Consider the following 17,361-nt stretch of genomic DNA (forward strand, 5'->3'; position numbering starts at 1 on the left):
CGGGCTGCAAATCGACGGCAAGTGGCATGGTCGATTCTTCACTTCATGTACGAGAATCAGAACCCCGCTCCGGCCGACGTCACCATGCGGGTCCCCCGCCCCGCGCCCGCCGCGCCGCCCGGCGCGACCCTGCGGATGCCGCACCCCGTTCCCCCGCCGTACGGCGGCTCCCGGCCCATCCGGCCCCGCCTGCTGTGGGTCTTTCTCTCCTGGGCGCTCTTCCTCGTCCTGCTGGTGGCGGGGGTGGGCGGTTTCGCCGGCGGCCTGTTCTCCACGATCGGCGACATCGCGCCCACCACGACCTTCTCCGGCGGGGAGGCGGTGAGCGTCGCGCTCGACCCCGCGGACAAGCCCGCCATCTACGCGGCGGTCGACCAGCCCACCGACGTCAGCTGCCGGCTCGGCGACGGCGCCGACCCGCGGCTACGGCTGACCCGGCCGGCCGCCTCGCAGACGGTCGCGCTGAACGGCACCACCTGGGAGCTTTTGTTCGAGGCCGACGTCCCGCAGGCGGGCACTTACCAGGTCGCCTGCGACGGCGACGGGGTGAGGTTCGGCGTCGGCAAGCAGCTCACCGGCGACATCGGCAAACTGGTGGGCGGTGCGCTCGCGCTGCTGGCGCTGCCCGTCGTCGGATTCCTGGCCGCGGTGATCGTGACGATCGTCGTGCTGGTGCGCCGTTCCGGAGCCCGCCGCCGCATGGCGTGATTTGCTAGCGTTCCCCGCATGTACGGGCGGGACGTGCTTTCCGGAGACTGGCGGCGGCCACGGCGGGGGCGGATCCCCGAGGTCCCGGCCGAGCCCGACCTCGTGGTCGAGGACGCCGAGGGCCGCTTCTGCGGCGCCGTGGTGGCCTGCGACAAGGAGGCCGTGACGCTGGAGGACCGGTTCGGCCGGCGGCGGGTGTTCCCGCTGACCCCCGCCGGGTTCCTCCTCGACGGCGAACCGGTCACGCTGGTGCGCCCCCAAGCCGGCCCGAAGGGGCCGCTGCGGAGCGCCTCGGGATCGATCGCGGTCGAGGGCCTGCGCGCGCAGGTCGCCAGGGAGAGCCGCATCTACGTCGAGGGCGTGCACGACGCCTCGCTGGTCGAGAAGATCTGGGGGCACGACCTGCGGGTGGAGGGGGTCGTCGTCGAGTTCCTGGAGGGCGTCGACGACCTCCCCGCGATCGTCGAGGAGTTCGCCCCCGGGCCGGGCAGGCGGCTCGGCGTGCTCGTGGACCACCTGGTGCCCGGTTCCAAGGAGAGCCGCATCGCCGCCCGGGTCTCCGGTGACGAGGTGCTCGTGGTCGGCCATCCGTTCGTGGACATCTGGCAGGCCGTGAAGCCCCGGGTGCTCGACATCCCGGCCTGGCCGGACGTGCCGCGCGGCGTGCCCTGGAAGGAAGGCGTGATCGCGGCGCTCGGCTGGCGGATGGACCCCCAGGAGGCGTGGCGGCACATCCTCGGCCGGGTGACGACCTACGCCGACCTGGAGCCCGAGCTGCTCGGCCGGGTGGAGGAGCTCATCGACTTCGTGACGGCCTCGTGAAGGCCCCCGCCCTGCCGTTCTGACCTCGCACGACGGGCCGGACACCGTCCGGCCTCGAATCGACCCGAGCATGAGAGGCGATCATGAGCGAGCGGAGCGAGATCCCCGGTCAGCCGTACGCCTCCCGGCCCGGCCCGAGGCAGGGCAGCGACGACGCGAGGGTTGCGTCGCGGGCACACCTGTTCGGGCTGGCCAACCTGGTCTCCTGGCCACTGGGCATGGTCGGGATACTGCTGGTCTACTACACCCGCGGGCGCCGGTCCCCCTACGTGCGCCACCAGGCGGCGCAGGCGCTGAACTTCTGGCTCACCCTGTCAATGGTGATCATCTGCTTGATCGTGAACTGGCTGACGCTGTTCGTCGGCTCCCTGCTCGGCATCTTCGTGGTGTTCCTGATCGTCTGGGTGTACGGCCTCGTGATGGGCGCCGTCGGGGCGATCGCCGCCCGGAGCGGGAAGAGTTTCCGGTATCCCCTCACCGCGGCCGTCTTCTGACCGTCCTACGGGGTCAGGTCGCGGACGACGGCGTCGGCGAGCAGCCTGCCGCGCAGCGTGAGCACGGCCTGGCCCGCCTTGAACGCCTCCACTTCGAGCAGCCCGTCAGCCAGCGCCCGCGCGCAGGCCGTACGTGCCTGGGGGGCGAGGCCGGCGAGCGGGAATCCCGAGGCGAGGCGCAGCTCCAGCATGATCCGTTCGACGGCCCTGTCCTCCGCCGCCAGCACCTCCCTGGCGTGCGCGGGCGATGTCCCGGCCGCCAGGCGGGCGGCGTACGCCGCGGGATGCTTGACGTTCCACCAGCGGGTGCCGCCGACGTGGCTGTGCGCCCCCGGCCCGGCCCCCCACCAGTCACCGCCGGTCCAGTAGAGCAGGTTGTGGCGGCAGCGCGCCTCGTCGCCCGCCGCCCAGTTGGAGATCTCGTACCAGCTCAGGCCGGCGGCGGTCAGCAGTTCCTCGGCGATCAGGTAGCGGTCGGCCGCCACGTCGTCGTCCGGCATCGGCAGCTCGCCGCGCCTGATCCGGGCGGCGAGCCGGGTGCCGTCCTCGACGATCAGGGAGTACGCCGAGACGTGGTCGGGCCCGGCCGCCAGCGCGGCCGCCAGGCTGGCCCGCCAGTCGTCGTCGCTCTCCCCCGGCGTGCCGTAGATGAGGTCGAGGTTGACGTGCTCGAACCCGGCCGCGCGAGCCTCGCGTACGGCCTCGGCGGGCCGGCCGGGGGTGTGCCGCCGGTCGAGGACGGCGAGGACGTGCTCGCCCGCGCTCTGCATGCCGAAGCTCACCCGGGTGAACCCGCCCGCCCGCAGTTCCTTGAGATAGGCCGGGTCGACGGACTCGGGATTGGCCTCGGTCGTCACCTCGGCGTCCGGCCGCAGGCCGAACTCCTCGCCGATGGCGTCGAGGATCCGTACGAGGTCGGCGGCGGGCAGCAGGGTCGGCGTGCCGCCGCCGAAGAAGACGGTCTCCACGGGCGGCGCGGCGTCTCCCAGCACGCGCCGGGCCAGCCGTATTTCCTCGACCGCGGTCGCGGCGTAGTCACGCTGCGCGGCGCCGGGGCCGAGCTCCGCGGACGTGTAGGTGTTGAAGTCGCAGTAGCCGCAGCGCGTCGCGCAGAACGGCACATGGACGTAGAAGCCGAACGGACGGGAACCGAGCCCGTCGAGGGCCCCGGACGGCAGTTCGCCGCTCGCGGGGACGGGATCTCCGTCGGGAAGCACTGAAGGCACGCTCTCCAGTCTGCCGTCACTCGCGCCCTGCCATCGACGCCCTGATCATCGGGTCTACGGTCGCGGCAATTCAGGCGGATTTGTCACGAGCAAGGCCGCCACCAGGACGCACGGCCCCTGGGGATCCTTCCACCGGCGATTTACCCGCTTTCGCGCGACCGAGTGGAGCAGAGTGACGCTATCCACCTTTGTCACACTCGCCCCATATCGCGCGATATGTCGTGCCGGATTATTCTAATGCGCGCCCACGCGGCCGCCGCACAACGCCATGACAAATCATCGCCCTCTTGAGGCCAGTCGCCGTGCACGCCGCGGAGTGGAACACCCGGTGATCCCCCCAGCACCCGGGGGAAGTGTTCCGATCTTTCCCGCGGAAACTCAAGGCTGCGCCAGTCGCTTTTATTCGCCGATCGGGAGGGGATCAACCCGGCCGAGTGCGTCGATCTTCAATTCATGGGCAGGGGCGTCGCGAACACGCTGCTCGAACCCTCGGCCCACGAGCGTTTCCGGTCTCGGACACGGCCGGAGCCGCAGTACACGCACAGATCGCGACAAGCGGCTTCAGACGCAGGTTTATCGGGGGTAACCATGTGTGACAGCGACCGGGCGGACGACGAGGCGAGGGAGCTGACGCGGCGCCGGTTCATCCAGTTCTCCAGCCTGGCGGGCACTGGCGTGCTCGCGAGCATAGGCATACTTTCCGATGCCGAGCACGCGCTGGCCGCGCCTTCATCGCAACTCGGCAAAGGGCCTGATCCCAAGGAGTGCGGCAAGACCACCGACTCGGACTCCCTCTGGCGGCTCAGCCAGAAGTGTCACAGCAACAACACCTGCCGGCAGAACCATGCCGACTACGTGGTGATGGGCGGCACCAAGAGCAAGAAGAAGTACATCAACTATATTCTCGTTCCCACTCAGCGGATCAGCGGGATCGAGTGTTCCTGGATCTGCGGCAGCAGTGCACCGAATTATTGGAGTGCCGCGGACTACTATGCCACCCAGCCTCCCACCGTGGTGCCCACGCCGGTGGGATTGGGCATCAACTCGAAGCAGGCCAGAGGTTTCAACCAGCTGCACATCCATATGGCACGGGCGCGAAGGGAGTCCTTGCAGGACCTCGTCGCCCAGGACCACCTGGCCGTTAGAACCGTGGCGCACTGGATGTACTCGCGCGTTTCGATCCGGGGTCTCAGCCAGAATCTCGGGATCATTCCGCACACCTACCGAGTGCTCATCTGGCCGGGATTCCACCACGACAATCTCTTCGCCATGCTCAGGACCATGCTGAAGCACGCCCTCGGGCATGGGGGAACCACCGCCAAGGCCCAGGCGCTCATGCAGTATCAAACGCTGATCGTGATACCTCGGCCCGCCGGAGGCTATTACATCGTCAACAGCGACAAGAGTGTGCGGGACCCGAACAACCCTAATCTGGTCGGAACCGACACCTGCGACCCGTTGCTTCTCATGCATCCTTGAGCCGTCACCGCTCGCCCGGCGATCCAGCCCTGCCGCCATCGGATGCGCGGCCGGGCGCACCCGTGGGCAGCGAAAGCGATCCATCGATCATTGCGGCACCATTGGCTCATGGCCAACCTGGTTGTGGAGATCCACGTTCCGCTGCATGACAGCGAGTCTCTTCCGGAGACCGCCTACGCCTTCCCTTGGATCGACGAAATCGACGAGTTTCTGTTCGGGATAGAGGAGCAAGGGCAGGCGGAGGTCTTCGACGACAGCGAGGAGTTCGGCGATGTGTACGTCTTCTTCATCACCGGTGCGGATGAAGACACGCTCTTGAGCGTCGCTTCGCGTGCAGCGGCCCTGGACGGGGTGCCCCACGGCGCGTTCGCCATGGTCACTGATGATGAGGCCGGCGAGTTCGGCTCAGGGCGCCGGGTGAACCTCCCTCTGCTCTGATGCGCCCGGTGCGCGGGGCTTCCCGCCGAAGGTCCCTGCCGCGCCACGCGCCCCCACATCGGGGCTGGGGGGCCGGGATCCCCGAGATGACACGTAATCCGATCAAGGCCAAGGCGGGCTACGGCGACCTGGAGGGAGCCGGGCTGACGGGCAGCCAGGGTGGTCACGGCGTGCGGCCGAGGTAGGCGAGCAGTCGCCGGTGCGCGGGCGCCTCCGCGGGCGCGGCGACCTCGGGGCCGAAGACACCGGGCAGCCGGTAGTCGTCGATGCCGCCCATGCCGTGCATCACCGCCAGCAGTTCCTCGCAGAGCCGCTCGTCCACCCGGTCCTCCTGGCCGGTGGCGACGGCGAGGTCGACGCCGTGGACGAGGATCTCGGTGAAGTGGATCACCGCGGCCATCGGCCCGGGCAGCGCGCCGAGCGAGATGCGCACCGTGCGGCCGAGTGCTCCTTCTCTGTGCCACGCATCCCGGTCGGCGTCCGCGGCGGCGGCGAAGGCCGCCTGCGGGTCGTCGCCGAGCCACTCGGCCTCGTGATCGGCTCCCGCGTCGGCGCCGGTGAGCTCCGCGGCGAAGATGCGCACGCCGCCCACGGTGTGATTGAGCACGGCGCGCACGTCCCACCCCGAACACGGCGTGGCCGCATCCCATTGGTGGCTTCCGATGCCCTTCACGATGCCCGCCGTCATGGCGATGGCGCGGTCGATCTGCCCGACGATGTCGCTCATGTCCTACCTTTTCTAACCTAACGGCCGTTAACTTACGGTCACAAGCTAACATACGTAAACATGAGCATCGAGGGACAGCGGGCGCGCAACAGGCGAGGAGAGGGAGGCCGTCTCCGGGAGGAGATCGTCACGGCGGCGACCGCCCTGCTGGAGAAGACCGGCAGCGAGGACGCGATCACCCTGCGCGGGGTGGCACGGCAGGCCGGGATAGCCGCGCCGTCGATCTACGCGCACTTCGCGGACCGGGACGCCGTCGTGGACGCCGTTGTCGCACGGGCGTTCGCCGAACTCGACGCCGCGCTGGCCGCCGCCGTCGAGGGCGTGGACGATCCGGCGGCCCGATTGCGCGCCCTGTGCGTGGCCTATCTCGCCTTCGCCGAGGAGCGGCCCCACCGCTACCGGGTGGCCTTCGAGCGGCGCCGGAGCGGCCCGGCGAAGACCCGGACGATGGAGGATCTCTCAGGCGGGCAGGCGTTCGGCCGGCTCGTCACCGCCGTCGCCGAGGCCGGCGGTGACGGCTCCCCGGAACTGGACGCCACCGCGTTGTGGGTGGCTCTGCACGGCTACGCCGTGCTCAGCGTCGGCGTCCCGGCCTTCCCCTGGCCCGCCAGGCAGCGGATGCTGGACCGGCTCCTCGCCCGGTTCGCCTGATCAGGAAGGGCACTCCTCCGTCTGTCCTCTGCGGTCGAACTCGGCCCGCGGGATCAGCGCGTCGACGAGTTTTCCCTTCCTGTCGTCGTACTCCTTGACGAGCACCGTGCCCGGCTTGCGCCTGAGCTTGTCCGCGTCGCCGGGCTGAAACTCGGCGTGCGACGTCGAATAGCTGTTGTCGTTCGTCCAGCCATATGCCCAGTAGGTGACGGTGGGATCGAGCGACGGCAATTCCCGATCGGCCCGCCAGCCGTCGCCGGGAGCGTCGAGCCGGAAGGACGCCGTCTCACCCGCCACCCGGGGAGCCAGATAGGAGGCGTCGACGATGGACGGATCGGCCGGCTCCGTCGCATCGGGGTCGTACGTCGCCGGGGTGGGGTCTTCCGGGTACCGCTCGTGATAGACGGTCACGCCGTCCGGCTGCCGCCCGCACCAGGCCAGGACGATGACGAGGTGCCCGGCCCGGTCCACGCTGAGACCGGTGATCCCGTTGGTGGGAACCGTGCAGCCGGTCGCCCCGAAGGCGATCGATCCGACCACGAGCAGACCCGCGAGGCGTCTCATGCGGCCACGGTAGATCGCTCCGCGGCCGGAACCGAGGGCCGCGGGCAGTTCGTGATCAGCTCGCGACCGCGTCGGTCCGGCTTCCGAGCACGCGCTCGGCGACCCGGTCCCACTTGTCGCTGTGGCCGGGCAGGGCGAGGATCCGCAGCAGCAGGTTGCGGTCGCCGTGGTAAGCCAGGAACGACTCGGCGATCGTCACGCCGTCCGAGGGCCGGTCGAGCACCTCGATCTCGTCGCCCGCGCCGAGCTCGCCCTGCTCGATCACCCGGAAGTACGCCCCGGTGCGGTTCGCCTCGGTGAAGCGCTTGACCCAGCCGCGCTCGTCCAGCCAGTTGCGGAACACGACGCAGGGGACGCGGGGGGCGGTGACCTCCAGGACGGCCGTGCCGACCCGCCACCGCTCCCCGAGGACCGCGCCGGTCACGTCGGCGCCGGAGGTTGTGAGGTTCTCCCCGAACTGGCCGTCGCGCAGCTCGCGGCCCATGCGGGGCTCCCACCAGTCGTAGTCCTCCCGCGCGTAGGCGTACACCGCCTGGTCGGGGTGGCCGTGGTTGGCGACGTCGGCGCGCTCGTCGCCCGCCAGGCCGTTCTCGCGTACGGCGAGCCGGCCGTCCGCCTTCCGCTTGTCGATCGCCGTGCGCCGCAGGTTGCCGGCCCACTCGGCGTCGACGGCCCGGCCCACGTTCACAGAGAGGATCCGCATGCCCAAACGTTAACGGATGGTCATGTTTCCCGGCGATCCTATTAAGTTCTGTTCAAGTCGGACGGAGCTACTTCTTGTTCTTGTCCGGCGTCTCGGACGAGAGGGCCGCGACGAAGGCCTCCTGGGGGACCTCCACCCGGCCGACCATCTTCATCCGCTTCTTGCCTTCCTTCTGCTTCTCCAGCAGCTTGCGCTTACGGCTGATGTCACCGCCGTAGCACTTGGCCAGGACGTCCTTGCGGATGGCGCGGATGTTCTCCCGGGCGATGACGCGGGCGCCGATGGCGGCCTGGATGGGCACCTCGAACTGCTGCCTCGGGATGAGCTCCTTGAGCTTCTTGGCCATCTCCACCCCGTAGGCGTACGCCTTGTCGCGGTGGACGATTGCGCTGAACGCGTCGACGGTCTCGCCCTGCAGCAGGATGTCCACCTTGACCAGGTCGGCCGCCTGCTCGCCCGACGGCTCGTAGTCGAGCGAGGCGTACCCCCGGGTCTTCGACTTGAGCTGGTCGAAGAAGTCGAAGATGATCTCGCCGAGCGGGAGCGTGTAGCGGATCTCGACCCGGTCCTCCGACAGGTAGTCCATGCCCTGGAGCTGGCCGCGGCGGCCCTGGCACAGCTCCATGATCGCTCCGATGAACTCGGCCGGCGCGAGCACCGTGGCCTTCACCACCGGCTCGTAGATCTCGCCGATCTTGCCGGCCGGGAACTCCGAGGGGTTGGTGACGACGTGCTCGTTGCCGTCCTCCATGATCACCCGGTAGATGACGTTGGGAGACGTCGAGATCAGCGACAGGTTGAACTCGCGCTCCAGCCGCTCCCGCACGATCTCCATGTGCAGCAGCCCGAGGAAGCCGCAGCGGAAGCCGAAGCCGAGCGCGGCCGAGGTCTCCGGCTCGTAAACGAGAGCGGCGTCGTTCAGGCGGAGCTTGTCGAGGGCCTCGCGTAGCTCGGGGTAGTCGTCGCCGTCGATCGGATAGAGCCCCGAGTAGACCATCGGCTTGGGGTGCTCGTAGCCGCCCAGCGCCTCCGCGGCGGGCTTGGCCGCGTTGGTGACCGTGTCACCGACCCGCGACTGGCGCACGTCCTTCACACCGGTGATCAGGTAACCCACCTCGCCGACGCCGAGCCCCTTGTCGGACGGCATGGGCTCCGGCGAGATGACGCCGATCTCCAGCAGCTCGTGCTGGGCACCGGTGGACATCATCAGCACACGCTCGCGCTTGGACAGGTGTCCGTCGACCACCCTGACGTACGTCACGACGCCCCGGTAGGTGTCGTACACCGAGTCGAAGATCAGCGCCCGGGCGGGGACGTCGGCCTTGCCGACGGGCGCCGGGATGTGCTCCACGACATGGTCGAGCAGCTCCTTGACACCCACGCCGGTCTTGCCGGACACGCGCATCACGTCGCCGGGGTCGCAGCCGATCAGGCCCGCGATCTCCTCGGCGTACTTGTCGGGCTGCGCGGCGGGCAGGTCGATCTTGTTGAGCACCGGGATGATGTGGAGGTCGGCGTTCATGGCCAGGTAGAGGTTGGCCAGCGTCTGCGCCTCGATGCCCTGGGCGGCGTCCACGAGCAGGATCGCGCCCTCGCACGCCTCGAGCGACCGGGACACCTCATAGGTGAAGTCCACGTGGCCCGGCGTGTCGATCATGTTGAGGACGTGGCCGTTCCACGGAAGCCGCACGGCCTGCGACTTGATGGTGATGCCCCGCTCCCGCTCGATGTCCATGCGGTCGAGGTACTGCGCACGCATCGACCTGTCGTCCACCACGCCGGTGATCTGCAGCATGCGGTCGGCGAGGGTCGACTTGCCATGGTCGATGTGCGCGATGATGCAGAAGTTGCGGATCAACGCGGGGTCGGTCTGGCCAGGCTGAGTGCGCACCGGGGTCCGTTTCGACAAGATGTGGTCATACAGGTTTCGAGTGACTGCTGGTCGATCGGGCCGCTCTCGTCTCGCTCGGCGGGCCCTTTCGAGGCTGGCGAACCAGCCACCCTCCATGGTGGCATGTCCGGATGCTTGCCTTGACCACCAGACGTGTCCTGCGAGTAGTCGCCGCCGTCGTCGCCATACCGCTCGCGCTCGGCCTCGCAGCCGCGGCCGCGTTGCGCCTGCAGTACGCCGGAACGCCCGCCGGGTGGGCCAGGACCACCGGCCACGACGCCCTGTGGATGGGCCACGCCTGGGTGGACGGCCGCCGCACCGAGGCCGACGTGCGGGCCCTCGCCGTACGGCTTCGCGCGGGCGGGATCAGGGACGTGTACGTCCACAGCGGGCCGTTCAAGTACGACGGGACGTTACCGCCCGATCGCTACGCCAATGCCGGAAATTTCCTGAAATGGTGGCGGAAGAACGTGCCCGGCGTCCGGGTGTCGGCCTGGCTCGGCCAGACGGTGAACGACAACGGCAAGCCTCATCTGAGCCTGGCCGACCCGGCGACGCGGGCCCGCGTCGTGGCGGGCGCCCGCGATCTGGTCACCCTCGGGTTCGACGGAATCCACTACGACTTCGAACCGGTCGACGACGGGGACGGGCCGTTCCTCGGCGTGCTGCGGGAGACACGGGCGGCCATCGGCACCCGGCTCCTGTCGGTCTCCACCCAGCAGATCGAGCCGCTGCCCGGCCTGCGCGCCCCCGCCGCCCTGGCGATCGGCCACGACAAGTACTGGACGCCGGACTACTTCCGCCAGGTCGCCGGCCTCACGGACCAGGTCGCGATCATGACATACGACTCCGGGACGCCCCTGCCGTCCCTGTACGGCGGCTACGTCGCACGGCAGACCTCGCTCGCCCTGGACCTCGTGCCCGAGGACAAGACCCTCCTCATCGGGGCTCCGGCGTATCACGACCACGGCATTTCCTACGGCGACTGGGCCGAGAGCGTCGAGGCCGCGGCAGAGGGCGCGCGGCTCGCGATCAGCGAGCACGGGCCCCGCACCGAGTTCGGCCTGGCCCTGTACGTCGACTTCGCGGCCACCGAGGAGGACTGGAGGGAATACGAGCGGGCCTGGGTGCGCGGCGGCGCCGCAGGGAGCGTGAAGTCCTCGGGCATGAAGACCTCGGGCGTGAAGTCCTCGGGCGTGAAGTCCTCGGGCGGGCGGTCCGATGTGCGGACCTCGGCGGCCGCGCCGCGATAGCATGAGCGGGGGCGGCCCTGTCGTCGTGATTTGAGCGGCGACCCGGGCTGTTGGTATCCTGTCCAACTGCGTGTGGCGCGCCCTCTCACGAGCCCGCGCGCCCCATCCGACCTAGACTTAACACTGAGGCTTTCTTCGTGGCGAACATCAAGTCCCAGATCAAGCGCAACCGGCAGAACGAAAAGCACCGGCTGCGTAACAAGGCCGTCAAGTCGTCCCTGAAGACCGCGGTCCGCAAGTTCCGCGAGGCCGCCGACCAGGGCAACGTCGACGAGGCCCTCGTCGCGCTCAAGGCCGCGTCCCGGCAGCTCGACAAGGCCGTCAGCAAGGGCGTCATTCACAAGAACCAGGCCGCCAACCGGAAGTCGGCGATCGCCCAGCGCGCCGCCGCCCTGCAGGCCGCCAAGTAGTTCCACCAAGCGCACGCCGCATCTCCCCTCGCGGGGGATGCGGCGTTTTCGCGTACCCGCCGCTCTTCGCGTACCCGCGGCTTTCGCGTACCCGCGGCCGGGTGTCAGGCGGGCACGGGCGGCTGCGCCTCCTCCGTCGTGCGCCGCCGGACCTCGGGCAGGGCGAGCACGGCCAGGTTGACCGCGGCCACCAGCACCGCCGCCGTGAGCAGAGGTGCCGCGGACCCGGCCCAGGCGGCGAGCGGCGCGGCCGCGGCGAGCCCGAGGGGCCGGGCCGCGAAGGAGATGAGCGCGTCGAACGAGTCCACCCGGCCGAGGGCCTGGGGCTCCACACGCTGTTGCACGACCGTCTCCCACAGCGGCGTCAGCATCCCCACGCCCAGCATGGCGACGACGTAGGCCGCGGTGACGACCACGGCCGGCGCGGGGAACGCCGCAGGGAACGCGAAGGCGACGAGCGGGCACGCGTAGGTCGCCGCCCCGACCGCCGCCACGGCGAGCGGCCGCCGGATCGGCAGCCTGGGAGCCATGAAGACGCCGAGCACCGTCGCCACCGTTCCCGCCTGCGCGACGACCACCCAGACCGGCTCCCCGCCCAGGCTGCGTACGGCGATGACCGGGCCGAGGGTCAGCAGCACGCCTGCCCCGAGGTGCCAGACGCCGTGCCCGGCCACGCTGATCAGGAACCAGCGGTGCCGCCGCGCCTCGCGCCACCCTTCCCGCAGGTCACCGAAGAAGTGATCGCGTTCGGTCACCGGCCGGGGAGCCGTGACCAGGCCGCCCAGCGTGACCGCGGAGCCGGCGAACAGGACCCCGGTCAGCAGGAAGGACCAGCCCGGCCCGAGCCACAGCGTCAGACCTCCGGCGAGCGCGGGGCCGGCGATCTGGGCGAGGCCGCCGGCCACTCCGATGCGGGCGTTCACCCGCAACCGGTGCTCCACGGGCACCACTCCGATGACCAGCGGTGACACCGCGGGGACGCCGAAGGCCACCGCGGCTCCGGTGAGCGCCGCGAGCACCGCCATCACGGTGATACCGGGGTGCCCGAGGAGGAGCAGCGACCCGAGCGCCACCTGAGCGGCGCAGCGGACCAGGTCGGCCACGAGGATCACCCGCCGCGGCGGGAAGCGGTCCGCGATCACTCCGCCGACCGGGAGCAGCAGGAGCATGGGCAGCATCTCTGCGGCGAGGACGACGCCGAGGTCGAGGGCGGAGCCGGTCACCCTGATGACGGCGAGGGTGAGCCCGGTGGGGATCAGGGCGGTGGCGAGCGCCGCGACCGTCCGCCCGGCGACCAGACGTGCAATCATGCGAGGGAAGGTATTTCGTCAGCGAATCTTTCGTCAACGTATTTTCATCCGGCGTATGATTGTTCCGTGGACGACTCGGTGGACCGGCACATCGCGCGGTGGCGCGGCAGGGCGCCGTTCGACGAACGCGTGGAGGCGATCGTCACGCGCATGCAGTTCCTGGTGAAGCACCTGGCCCAGGCGAAGGACACCGCGCTGGCCGCGGTGGGCCTGCAGGACTTCGAGTACGAGACGCTTCATTGGCTCGGCGCCCGCGGGGAAGGCGGCCGGGCCACCCCGTCAGAGCTCGCCGCCGAGTTGAAGGTCTCTCCCGCCGGCATGACGGGCCGTCTCGACACCCTGGAGAAGGCGGGGCTCGTCCGGCGCATCCGCAGCGCGGAGGACCGCCGCCGGGTGGACGTGGAGCTGACGAGCGAGGGCCGCGCGATCTGGCTCAAGGCGATGGACCTGCGCGGCGAGGTCGAGGACGCGATGGTGGGCGTGCTGGGGCCGGACGACCAGGACGTCATCGCCGCGCTGCTCAAGCGGATGCTGCTTCGTATGGAGAACCCCGGCCCCGCCTGAGCCGGCGGCGGCAGCGCTCAGCGGGTGCCGCGGCTGGTGACGATCGTGTGGACGGCCTTCTCCAGTGCGTACGCCGGGTCGGTGCCGCCGCCCTTGACCTGCTCGTCGGCGGTGGCCACGGCCTGCAGGGCGATCGAAATCCCCTCCGGTCCCCAGCCGGCCAGCTGGCGCTTCACCCGGTCGATCTTCCAGGGCGGCATGCCCACATGGCTCGCGAGCTGGCCGCCGCGCAGGTTGCGGGGCGCCCCGCCCACCTTGGCGAGCGAGCGCAGGCCTCCCGCCAGCGCGCTGACGATCAGCACCGGCGCCACGCCCGTGGCGATCGCCCACCGGACCTGTTCCAGCGCCTCCCCCAGCCGGCCTTCGATCGCCAGGTCGGCGATCGTGAAGCCGCTGACCTCGGCGCGTCCCCGGTAGTACTTCGCGACCGCCGCCTCGTCGATGTTCTTGCCCTCGGTGTCGAAGGCGAGCTGGTTGCAGGCGGCCGCCAGTTCGCGCAGGTCGCTGCCCACGGCGTCGAGCAGCGCCTGGGCGGCGGCGGGCGAGATCGAACGGCCCTCCCCGCGCACCTCGGCCTTGATGAAGTCGAGCCGCTCTCCCGCCTTGGTGAGCTTGGTCACGGTGACGACGTCGGCGCCTGCCTTCTTCACGCCGTCGACCAGGGCCTTCCCCTTGACCCCGCCGGGGTGGGCCAGCACCAGCACCGTGTCGTCGGCCGGATGGGCGGTGTATTTCACGATCTCGGCGATGACGTCCTTCGAGAGGTCCTGTGCCCCGCGGATCACGATGACCGACCGATCACCGAACAACGAGGGGGAGGCGAGCCCGGTGAGCTCCCCCGGCTCCACCTTGCTCCCCTGAAGATCGCGCAGCTCCGCCCCCGGGTCCTCGGCGCGTACCGCCGCCACGATGGAGCCGACGGCGCGATCGGCCAGGAACTCCTCGTCGCCGACGACCAGGGTCACGGGTGCTGGATTCGCCATGTCAGGCAGCATGCCACGCCCAGACGGCCACGGCACATCCGCACGCCCGCTGTCCGCCCTGCCGCTGCCGTGTTGCGGGGGTACGGGTCTGCCGCTCAAATCGCGGTGAACCCGCCGTCCGCCGCGACCACGGCGCCCGTGACGAAGCTCGAACGCGGCGATGCGAGGAAGCAGAGCACCTCGGCGATCTCTTCCGGCTTGGCCACCCGGCCGAGCGGCTGGGCGCCGGCGAAGGACGCCAGGTACGCACGGCTGTCGGAGCGGAAGGTGTCGAGGAAGTCCGTCTCGATGACGCCCGCGGCCACGATGTTCGCCCGGATGCCCAAGGGCCCGCCCTCGACGGCGAGGACCTTGGTCAACTGGGCCAGTGCCCCCTTGGACGCGCTATAGGCGGCGCCCTCGGGCAGCGCGATCGTGCAGACGTAGGAGCCCGTGCTCACGATGGCTCCACCACCAAGGCTCCGCATCGCACGGAACGCCTCGCGGGCGAAGAAGAAAGAACCTCGGGCGTTGACCGCCATCACGGCGTCCCAGTCCTGCGCCGTCGTCTCTGTGATCGGCTTGTTGAGGGTGCGCCCGGCGTTGTTGACCAGGATGTCGAGACCGCCGAAGACATCGACGGCCTCCCGCACCGCGAGGTGGGCGGTCGCCTCATCGGTGACATCGCCGACAAGGGGGTGCACGCCCGGAAACTCGGTGGGCAGTTCCTTCACCTCGGGGCGTTGATCGACGGCGACGATCTGTGCGCCACGGTGGTGCAGCAGCCGGACGGTCTCCTTGCCCACGCCGCGCGCGGCCCCGGTGACGAGGGCGACCTTTTTAGCGAACTCGGCGGTCTCGACGGACGGATTCGCGGGTGTCATTGTCCACTCCTTGGGTGGTGAGGTCAGACGCCGGTTGCGAGGCGCCTGGATCGCCTCGCGATGACGCGGCTGCAGACTTTTCTGCGCGCCGTCCTGCGTCCGCTGCTCAGTAAGCGGTGAGCCCGCCGTCGACCACGAGCTCCGAGCCGGTGACGAACGAGGAGTCGTCGCAGGCGAGAAAGAGGAAAGCGGGTGCGATCTCGTCGGCACGGCCGGCCCGGCGCATCGGGGTGCGCTGGATGTCCGGTTGTTGATCACCCTGCTCGTCCAGGAGATCCTGGATCATCGGCGTCGCGATGACCCCGGGATGCACGGAGTTGACCCGCACTCCCTGCCGCGCGTACTCGACCGCGGCGGTCTTGCTCAACAGACGCACCGCGCCCTTGGACGCCTGGTAGGCCGCGGCGGCGCCGCTTCCCACGAGCCCGAGCACCGATGACGTGTTGATCACAGACGCGTTGCCACTCGCGCGCAGGAGCGGCATCGCCGCCTTCATCCCGAGCCAGGTGCCTTTCTGGTTCACGTCGATGACGCGGTCCCAGGCGTCCTCCCGCGTGTCCTCGATGCCCGGCCAGTCCACGATGCCGGCGAGGTTCACCAGCACGTCCAGCATGCCGAACCGGTCGCGCACGACGCCGATCACGTTGTCCCACTCCCACGCGGAGGAGACGTCGAGGCGGGCGGCAACGACCTCCGCGCCACGCGCCTCGATCCGGTGGGCCAGGTCGCGCAGGGGCCCTTCGGCGACATCGGTGATCACCAGCCGGGCGCCTTCGTCGGCGAAGAGTTCGGCGGTCGCCGTGCCGATGCCGCCGGTCGCGCCGGTGATCAGCGCGACCTTGCCGGCGAGTCGTTGCCCTGTCATGGGAAATCCCCCTGTGTCTCGTTGTGCCGATCGCTGGGTCGGGTCTTGTGGCGTTGCGAGCGCCGGTCATACGCCGGTGAAGCCGCAGGCGACCTCTGTCATGACGGCCTCTCCTCCCGGTACAGCACGAGGTGCTCGTGATAGAGGACCCCGTCCCGGATGTCACCCGTCGCGGTGAACCCGGTGTCGTCGACGTAGTCGAGGTGGCTGCCGGTCACCGTGTACCGGCCGGTGTACGCGCTGCGCCGCTCGCCGCGGGCCTCGTCGTAGCGACCGTCCGGCAGCAACTCCTGGCGGATGTAACCGTCCGCTGTCACCCACATTCCGATCACGTCGACGTTGCCGTCATCGGCGATCTGGGCCATGGCGGGCTCCTTTCCTTTGCTCACTCCACGCGTCCTGGCTCGCTCCACCGAGTCTGCGCAGGCCGGGAGGCATCAACCAGGACGTGTGCTGCCTGGGTGCGGCGCACCCAGGCAGCACGGCGGAGCCGCCGCATAGCCTGAGCACATGGACAGCAACCATCTGGGGGACTTCCTGCGCGCCCGCCGCGCCGGGCTGCAGCCGGAGGACGTCGGCATGGCGAGCTACGGGGCCCGCAGAGTCGCCGGGCTGCGCCGTGAGGAGGTCGCCGTCCTGGCCGGAGTGAACGCCGACTACTACACCCGCCTGGAACAAGGGCGCGAGCGCAACCCCTCACCCCAGGTGCTCGACGCCCTCAGCCGCGCGCTGCGCCTCGACGCAGATGCCCGAGCGCACCTGTACCTGCTGGCCGGGACGGCGCCGGGCTACCGGCCCTCCGCCCACGTCGCCGACCGGGTCAGCCCGGCGCTGCGCCAGTTGATGGACGGCTACCCCAGCACTCCGGCATTCGTCATGAGCCGAACCCTGGACATCCTCGCCACCAACTCCCTGGCCGACGCCCTCTACGCCCCGTTCGAGCCGGCGGACAACCTGGCCCGCATGACCTTCCTCGACCCCGCGGGCCGAGGCTTCTACACAGACTGGGACCGAGCGGCCCAGGCCACCGTCGCCAATCTGCGCCAGGCAGCGGGCTTCGATCCGGACAACCCGCGGCTACGCGAACTCGTCCGCACCCTCACCGAGCACAGTGTGGACTTCGCCCGCCTATGGAACGCTCACACCGTGCGCGGCAAGACCCAGGACGCCAAGCACTTCCTCCACCCCGACGTTGGACCCCTCACGCTCACCTACCAGGCTTTCGACGTACGCGACGCCCCCGGCCAGCAGCTTGTGATCTACCATGCCGAGCCAGGCAGCGTCAGCGCTCAGGCCCTCGACCTCCTCGGCTCCATCCACGCCACCCGGCGCCGGGCCGAACCACGTCCGCACCGTTGATCGGCAGGTCAGGAGCACTTCCACGGCCAGAGTCCGCCGCCCCGGTATTCG

General features: G+C 70.0%; 20 protein-coding genes. 10 read left to right on the forward strand and 10 right to left on the reverse strand.

Going from position 1 to position 17,361, the window contains the following annotated elements:
- The first annotated feature begins 45 nt into the window (after window positions 1–45).
- The 3 genes from AB0O28_RS32905 (at window position 46) to AB0O28_RS32915 (ending at window position 2,024) form a co-directional block, all read left to right on the forward strand.
- Complete coding sequence (locus tag AB0O28_RS32905; RefSeq protein WP_363646467.1) at window positions 46–708, forward strand: hypothetical protein; 663 nt, start codon at window positions 46–48, stop codon at window positions 706–708.
- 18 nt (window positions 709–726) lie between these two features.
- Window positions 727–1,530, forward strand: a complete 804-nt coding sequence (locus AB0O28_RS32910) for a DUF3097 domain-containing protein (RefSeq protein WP_363646468.1) — start codon at window positions 727–729, stop codon at window positions 1,528–1,530.
- An 83-nt stretch (window positions 1,531–1,613) separates the two neighbouring features.
- Window positions 1,614–2,024 (forward strand): DUF4870 domain-containing protein, encoded by a 411-nt coding sequence (locus tag AB0O28_RS32915; protein WP_363646469.1) that lies wholly within the window; start codon window positions 1,614–1,616, stop codon window positions 2,022–2,024.
- A 5-nt stretch (window positions 2,025–2,029) separates the two neighbouring features.
- On the opposite strand, the gene hemW is transcribed toward AB0O28_RS32915, so the two are convergent.
- Window positions 2,030–3,250 carry a radical SAM family heme chaperone HemW gene (gene hemW, locus AB0O28_RS32920; protein ID WP_363646470.1) on the reverse strand — a complete coding sequence of 407 codons (1,221 nt, stop codon included), beginning with the start codon at window positions 3,248–3,250 and terminating at the stop codon, window positions 2,030–2,032.
- 588 nt (window positions 3,251–3,838) lie between these two features.
- Between hemW and AB0O28_RS32925 the strand changes: the two genes are divergently transcribed.
- Together AB0O28_RS32925 and AB0O28_RS32930 are read left to right on the forward strand one after the other, a co-directional pair.
- Window positions 3,839–4,729: a CDP-diacylglycerol diphosphatase gene (locus tag AB0O28_RS32925; RefSeq protein WP_363646471.1), complete on the forward strand. Its 891-nt coding sequence runs from the start codon at window positions 3,839–3,841 to the stop codon at window positions 4,727–4,729.
- A 108-nt stretch (window positions 4,730–4,837) separates the two neighbouring features.
- Window positions 4,838–5,167 (forward strand): hypothetical protein, encoded by a 330-nt coding sequence (locus tag AB0O28_RS32930; RefSeq protein ID WP_363646472.1) that lies wholly within the window; start codon window positions 4,838–4,840, stop codon window positions 5,165–5,167.
- Between the two features lie 163 nt (window positions 5,168–5,330).
- Here the strand turns inward: AB0O28_RS32930 and AB0O28_RS32935 are convergent, their stop codons facing one another.
- On the reverse strand, window positions 5,331–5,894 hold the full coding sequence (locus AB0O28_RS32935) for a TIGR03086 family metal-binding protein (RefSeq protein WP_363646473.1): 564 nt from the start codon (window positions 5,892–5,894) through the stop codon (window positions 5,331–5,333).
- Between the two features lie 60 nt (window positions 5,895–5,954).
- Between AB0O28_RS32935 and AB0O28_RS32940 the strand changes: the two genes are divergently transcribed.
- Window positions 5,955–6,545, forward strand: a complete 591-nt coding sequence (locus AB0O28_RS32940) for a TetR/AcrR family transcriptional regulator (protein WP_363646474.1) — start codon at window positions 5,955–5,957, stop codon at window positions 6,543–6,545.
- Here AB0O28_RS32940 and AB0O28_RS32945 read toward each other — a convergent pair whose 3' ends face one another.
- The 3 genes from AB0O28_RS32945 to lepA form a co-directional block, all read right to left on the reverse strand.
- Window positions 6,546–7,109: a hypothetical protein gene (locus AB0O28_RS32945; RefSeq protein ID WP_363646475.1), complete on the reverse strand. Its 564-nt coding sequence runs from the start codon at window positions 7,107–7,109 to the stop codon at window positions 6,546–6,548.
- A 55-nt stretch (window positions 7,110–7,164) separates the two neighbouring features.
- Window positions 7,165–7,812 carry an MOSC domain-containing protein gene (locus tag AB0O28_RS32950; RefSeq protein WP_363646476.1) on the reverse strand — a complete coding sequence of 216 codons (648 nt, stop codon included), beginning with the start codon at window positions 7,810–7,812 and terminating at the stop codon, window positions 7,165–7,167.
- A 67-nt stretch (window positions 7,813–7,879) separates the two neighbouring features.
- Window positions 7,880–9,703 (reverse strand): translation elongation factor 4, encoded by a 1,824-nt coding sequence (gene lepA / locus AB0O28_RS32955; RefSeq protein ID WP_363646477.1) that lies wholly within the window; start codon window positions 9,701–9,703, stop codon window positions 7,880–7,882.
- A gap of 131 nt (window positions 9,704–9,834) precedes the next feature.
- Here lepA and AB0O28_RS32960 point away from each other — a divergent pair, with 131 nt between their 5' ends.
- Complete coding sequence (locus AB0O28_RS32960; RefSeq protein ID WP_363646478.1) at window positions 9,835–10,956, forward strand: hypothetical protein; 1,122 nt, start codon at window positions 9,835–9,837, stop codon at window positions 10,954–10,956.
- Window positions 10,957–11,093: 137 nt separating this feature from the next.
- A complete protein-coding gene (gene rpsT, locus AB0O28_RS32965; RefSeq protein WP_363646479.1) occupies window positions 11,094–11,366 on the forward strand; it encodes a 30S ribosomal protein S20 in 273 nt (90 codons plus the stop codon).
- 104 nt (window positions 11,367–11,470) lie between these two features.
- Here rpsT and AB0O28_RS32970 read toward each other — a convergent pair whose 3' ends face one another.
- A complete protein-coding gene (locus AB0O28_RS32970) occupies window positions 11,471–12,676 on the reverse strand; it encodes an MFS transporter (protein ID WP_363646480.1) in 1,206 nt (401 codons plus the stop codon).
- A 66-nt stretch (window positions 12,677–12,742) separates the two neighbouring features.
- Between AB0O28_RS32970 and AB0O28_RS32975 the strand changes: the two genes are divergently transcribed.
- Window positions 12,743–13,240: a MarR family transcriptional regulator gene (locus AB0O28_RS32975; protein WP_363646481.1), complete on the forward strand. Its 498-nt coding sequence runs from the start codon at window positions 12,743–12,745 to the stop codon at window positions 13,238–13,240.
- Between the two features lie 17 nt (window positions 13,241–13,257).
- On the opposite strand, the gene holA is transcribed toward AB0O28_RS32975, so the two are convergent.
- The 4 genes from holA to AB0O28_RS32995 form a co-directional block, all read right to left on the reverse strand.
- Complete coding sequence (holA, locus tag AB0O28_RS32980; RefSeq protein WP_363646482.1) at window positions 13,258–14,223, reverse strand: DNA polymerase III subunit delta; 966 nt, start codon at window positions 14,221–14,223, stop codon at window positions 13,258–13,260.
- 95 nt (window positions 14,224–14,318) lie between these two features.
- Window positions 14,319–15,086, reverse strand: coding sequence for an SDR family oxidoreductase (locus tag AB0O28_RS32985; RefSeq protein ID WP_363646483.1), 768 nt, complete (start codon window positions 15,084–15,086; stop codon window positions 14,319–14,321).
- A gap of 106 nt (window positions 15,087–15,192) precedes the next feature.
- The gene (locus tag AB0O28_RS32990) at window positions 15,193–15,951 is read right to left on the reverse strand and encodes a glucose 1-dehydrogenase (protein ID WP_363646484.1); all 759 of its coding nucleotides are present in this window, start codon (window positions 15,949–15,951) and stop codon (window positions 15,193–15,195) included.
- 98 nt (window positions 15,952–16,049) lie between these two features.
- A complete protein-coding gene (locus AB0O28_RS32995) occupies window positions 16,050–16,316 on the reverse strand; it encodes an Atu4866 domain-containing protein (protein ID WP_363646485.1) in 267 nt (88 codons plus the stop codon).
- A gap of 145 nt (window positions 16,317–16,461) precedes the next feature.
- On the opposite strand from AB0O28_RS32995, the gene AB0O28_RS33000 reads away from it, so the two are divergent.
- Window positions 16,462–17,310 (forward strand): helix-turn-helix transcriptional regulator, encoded by an 849-nt coding sequence (locus AB0O28_RS33000; protein ID WP_363646486.1) that lies wholly within the window; start codon window positions 16,462–16,464, stop codon window positions 17,308–17,310.
- The last annotated feature ends 51 nt before the right edge of the window (window positions 17,311–17,361 follow it).

Source organism: Microbispora sp. NPDC088329 (assembly GCF_040685655.1).
In the GTDB taxonomy this organism is placed as follows: Bacteria; Actinomycetota; Actinomycetes; order Streptosporangiales; family Streptosporangiaceae; genus Microbispora.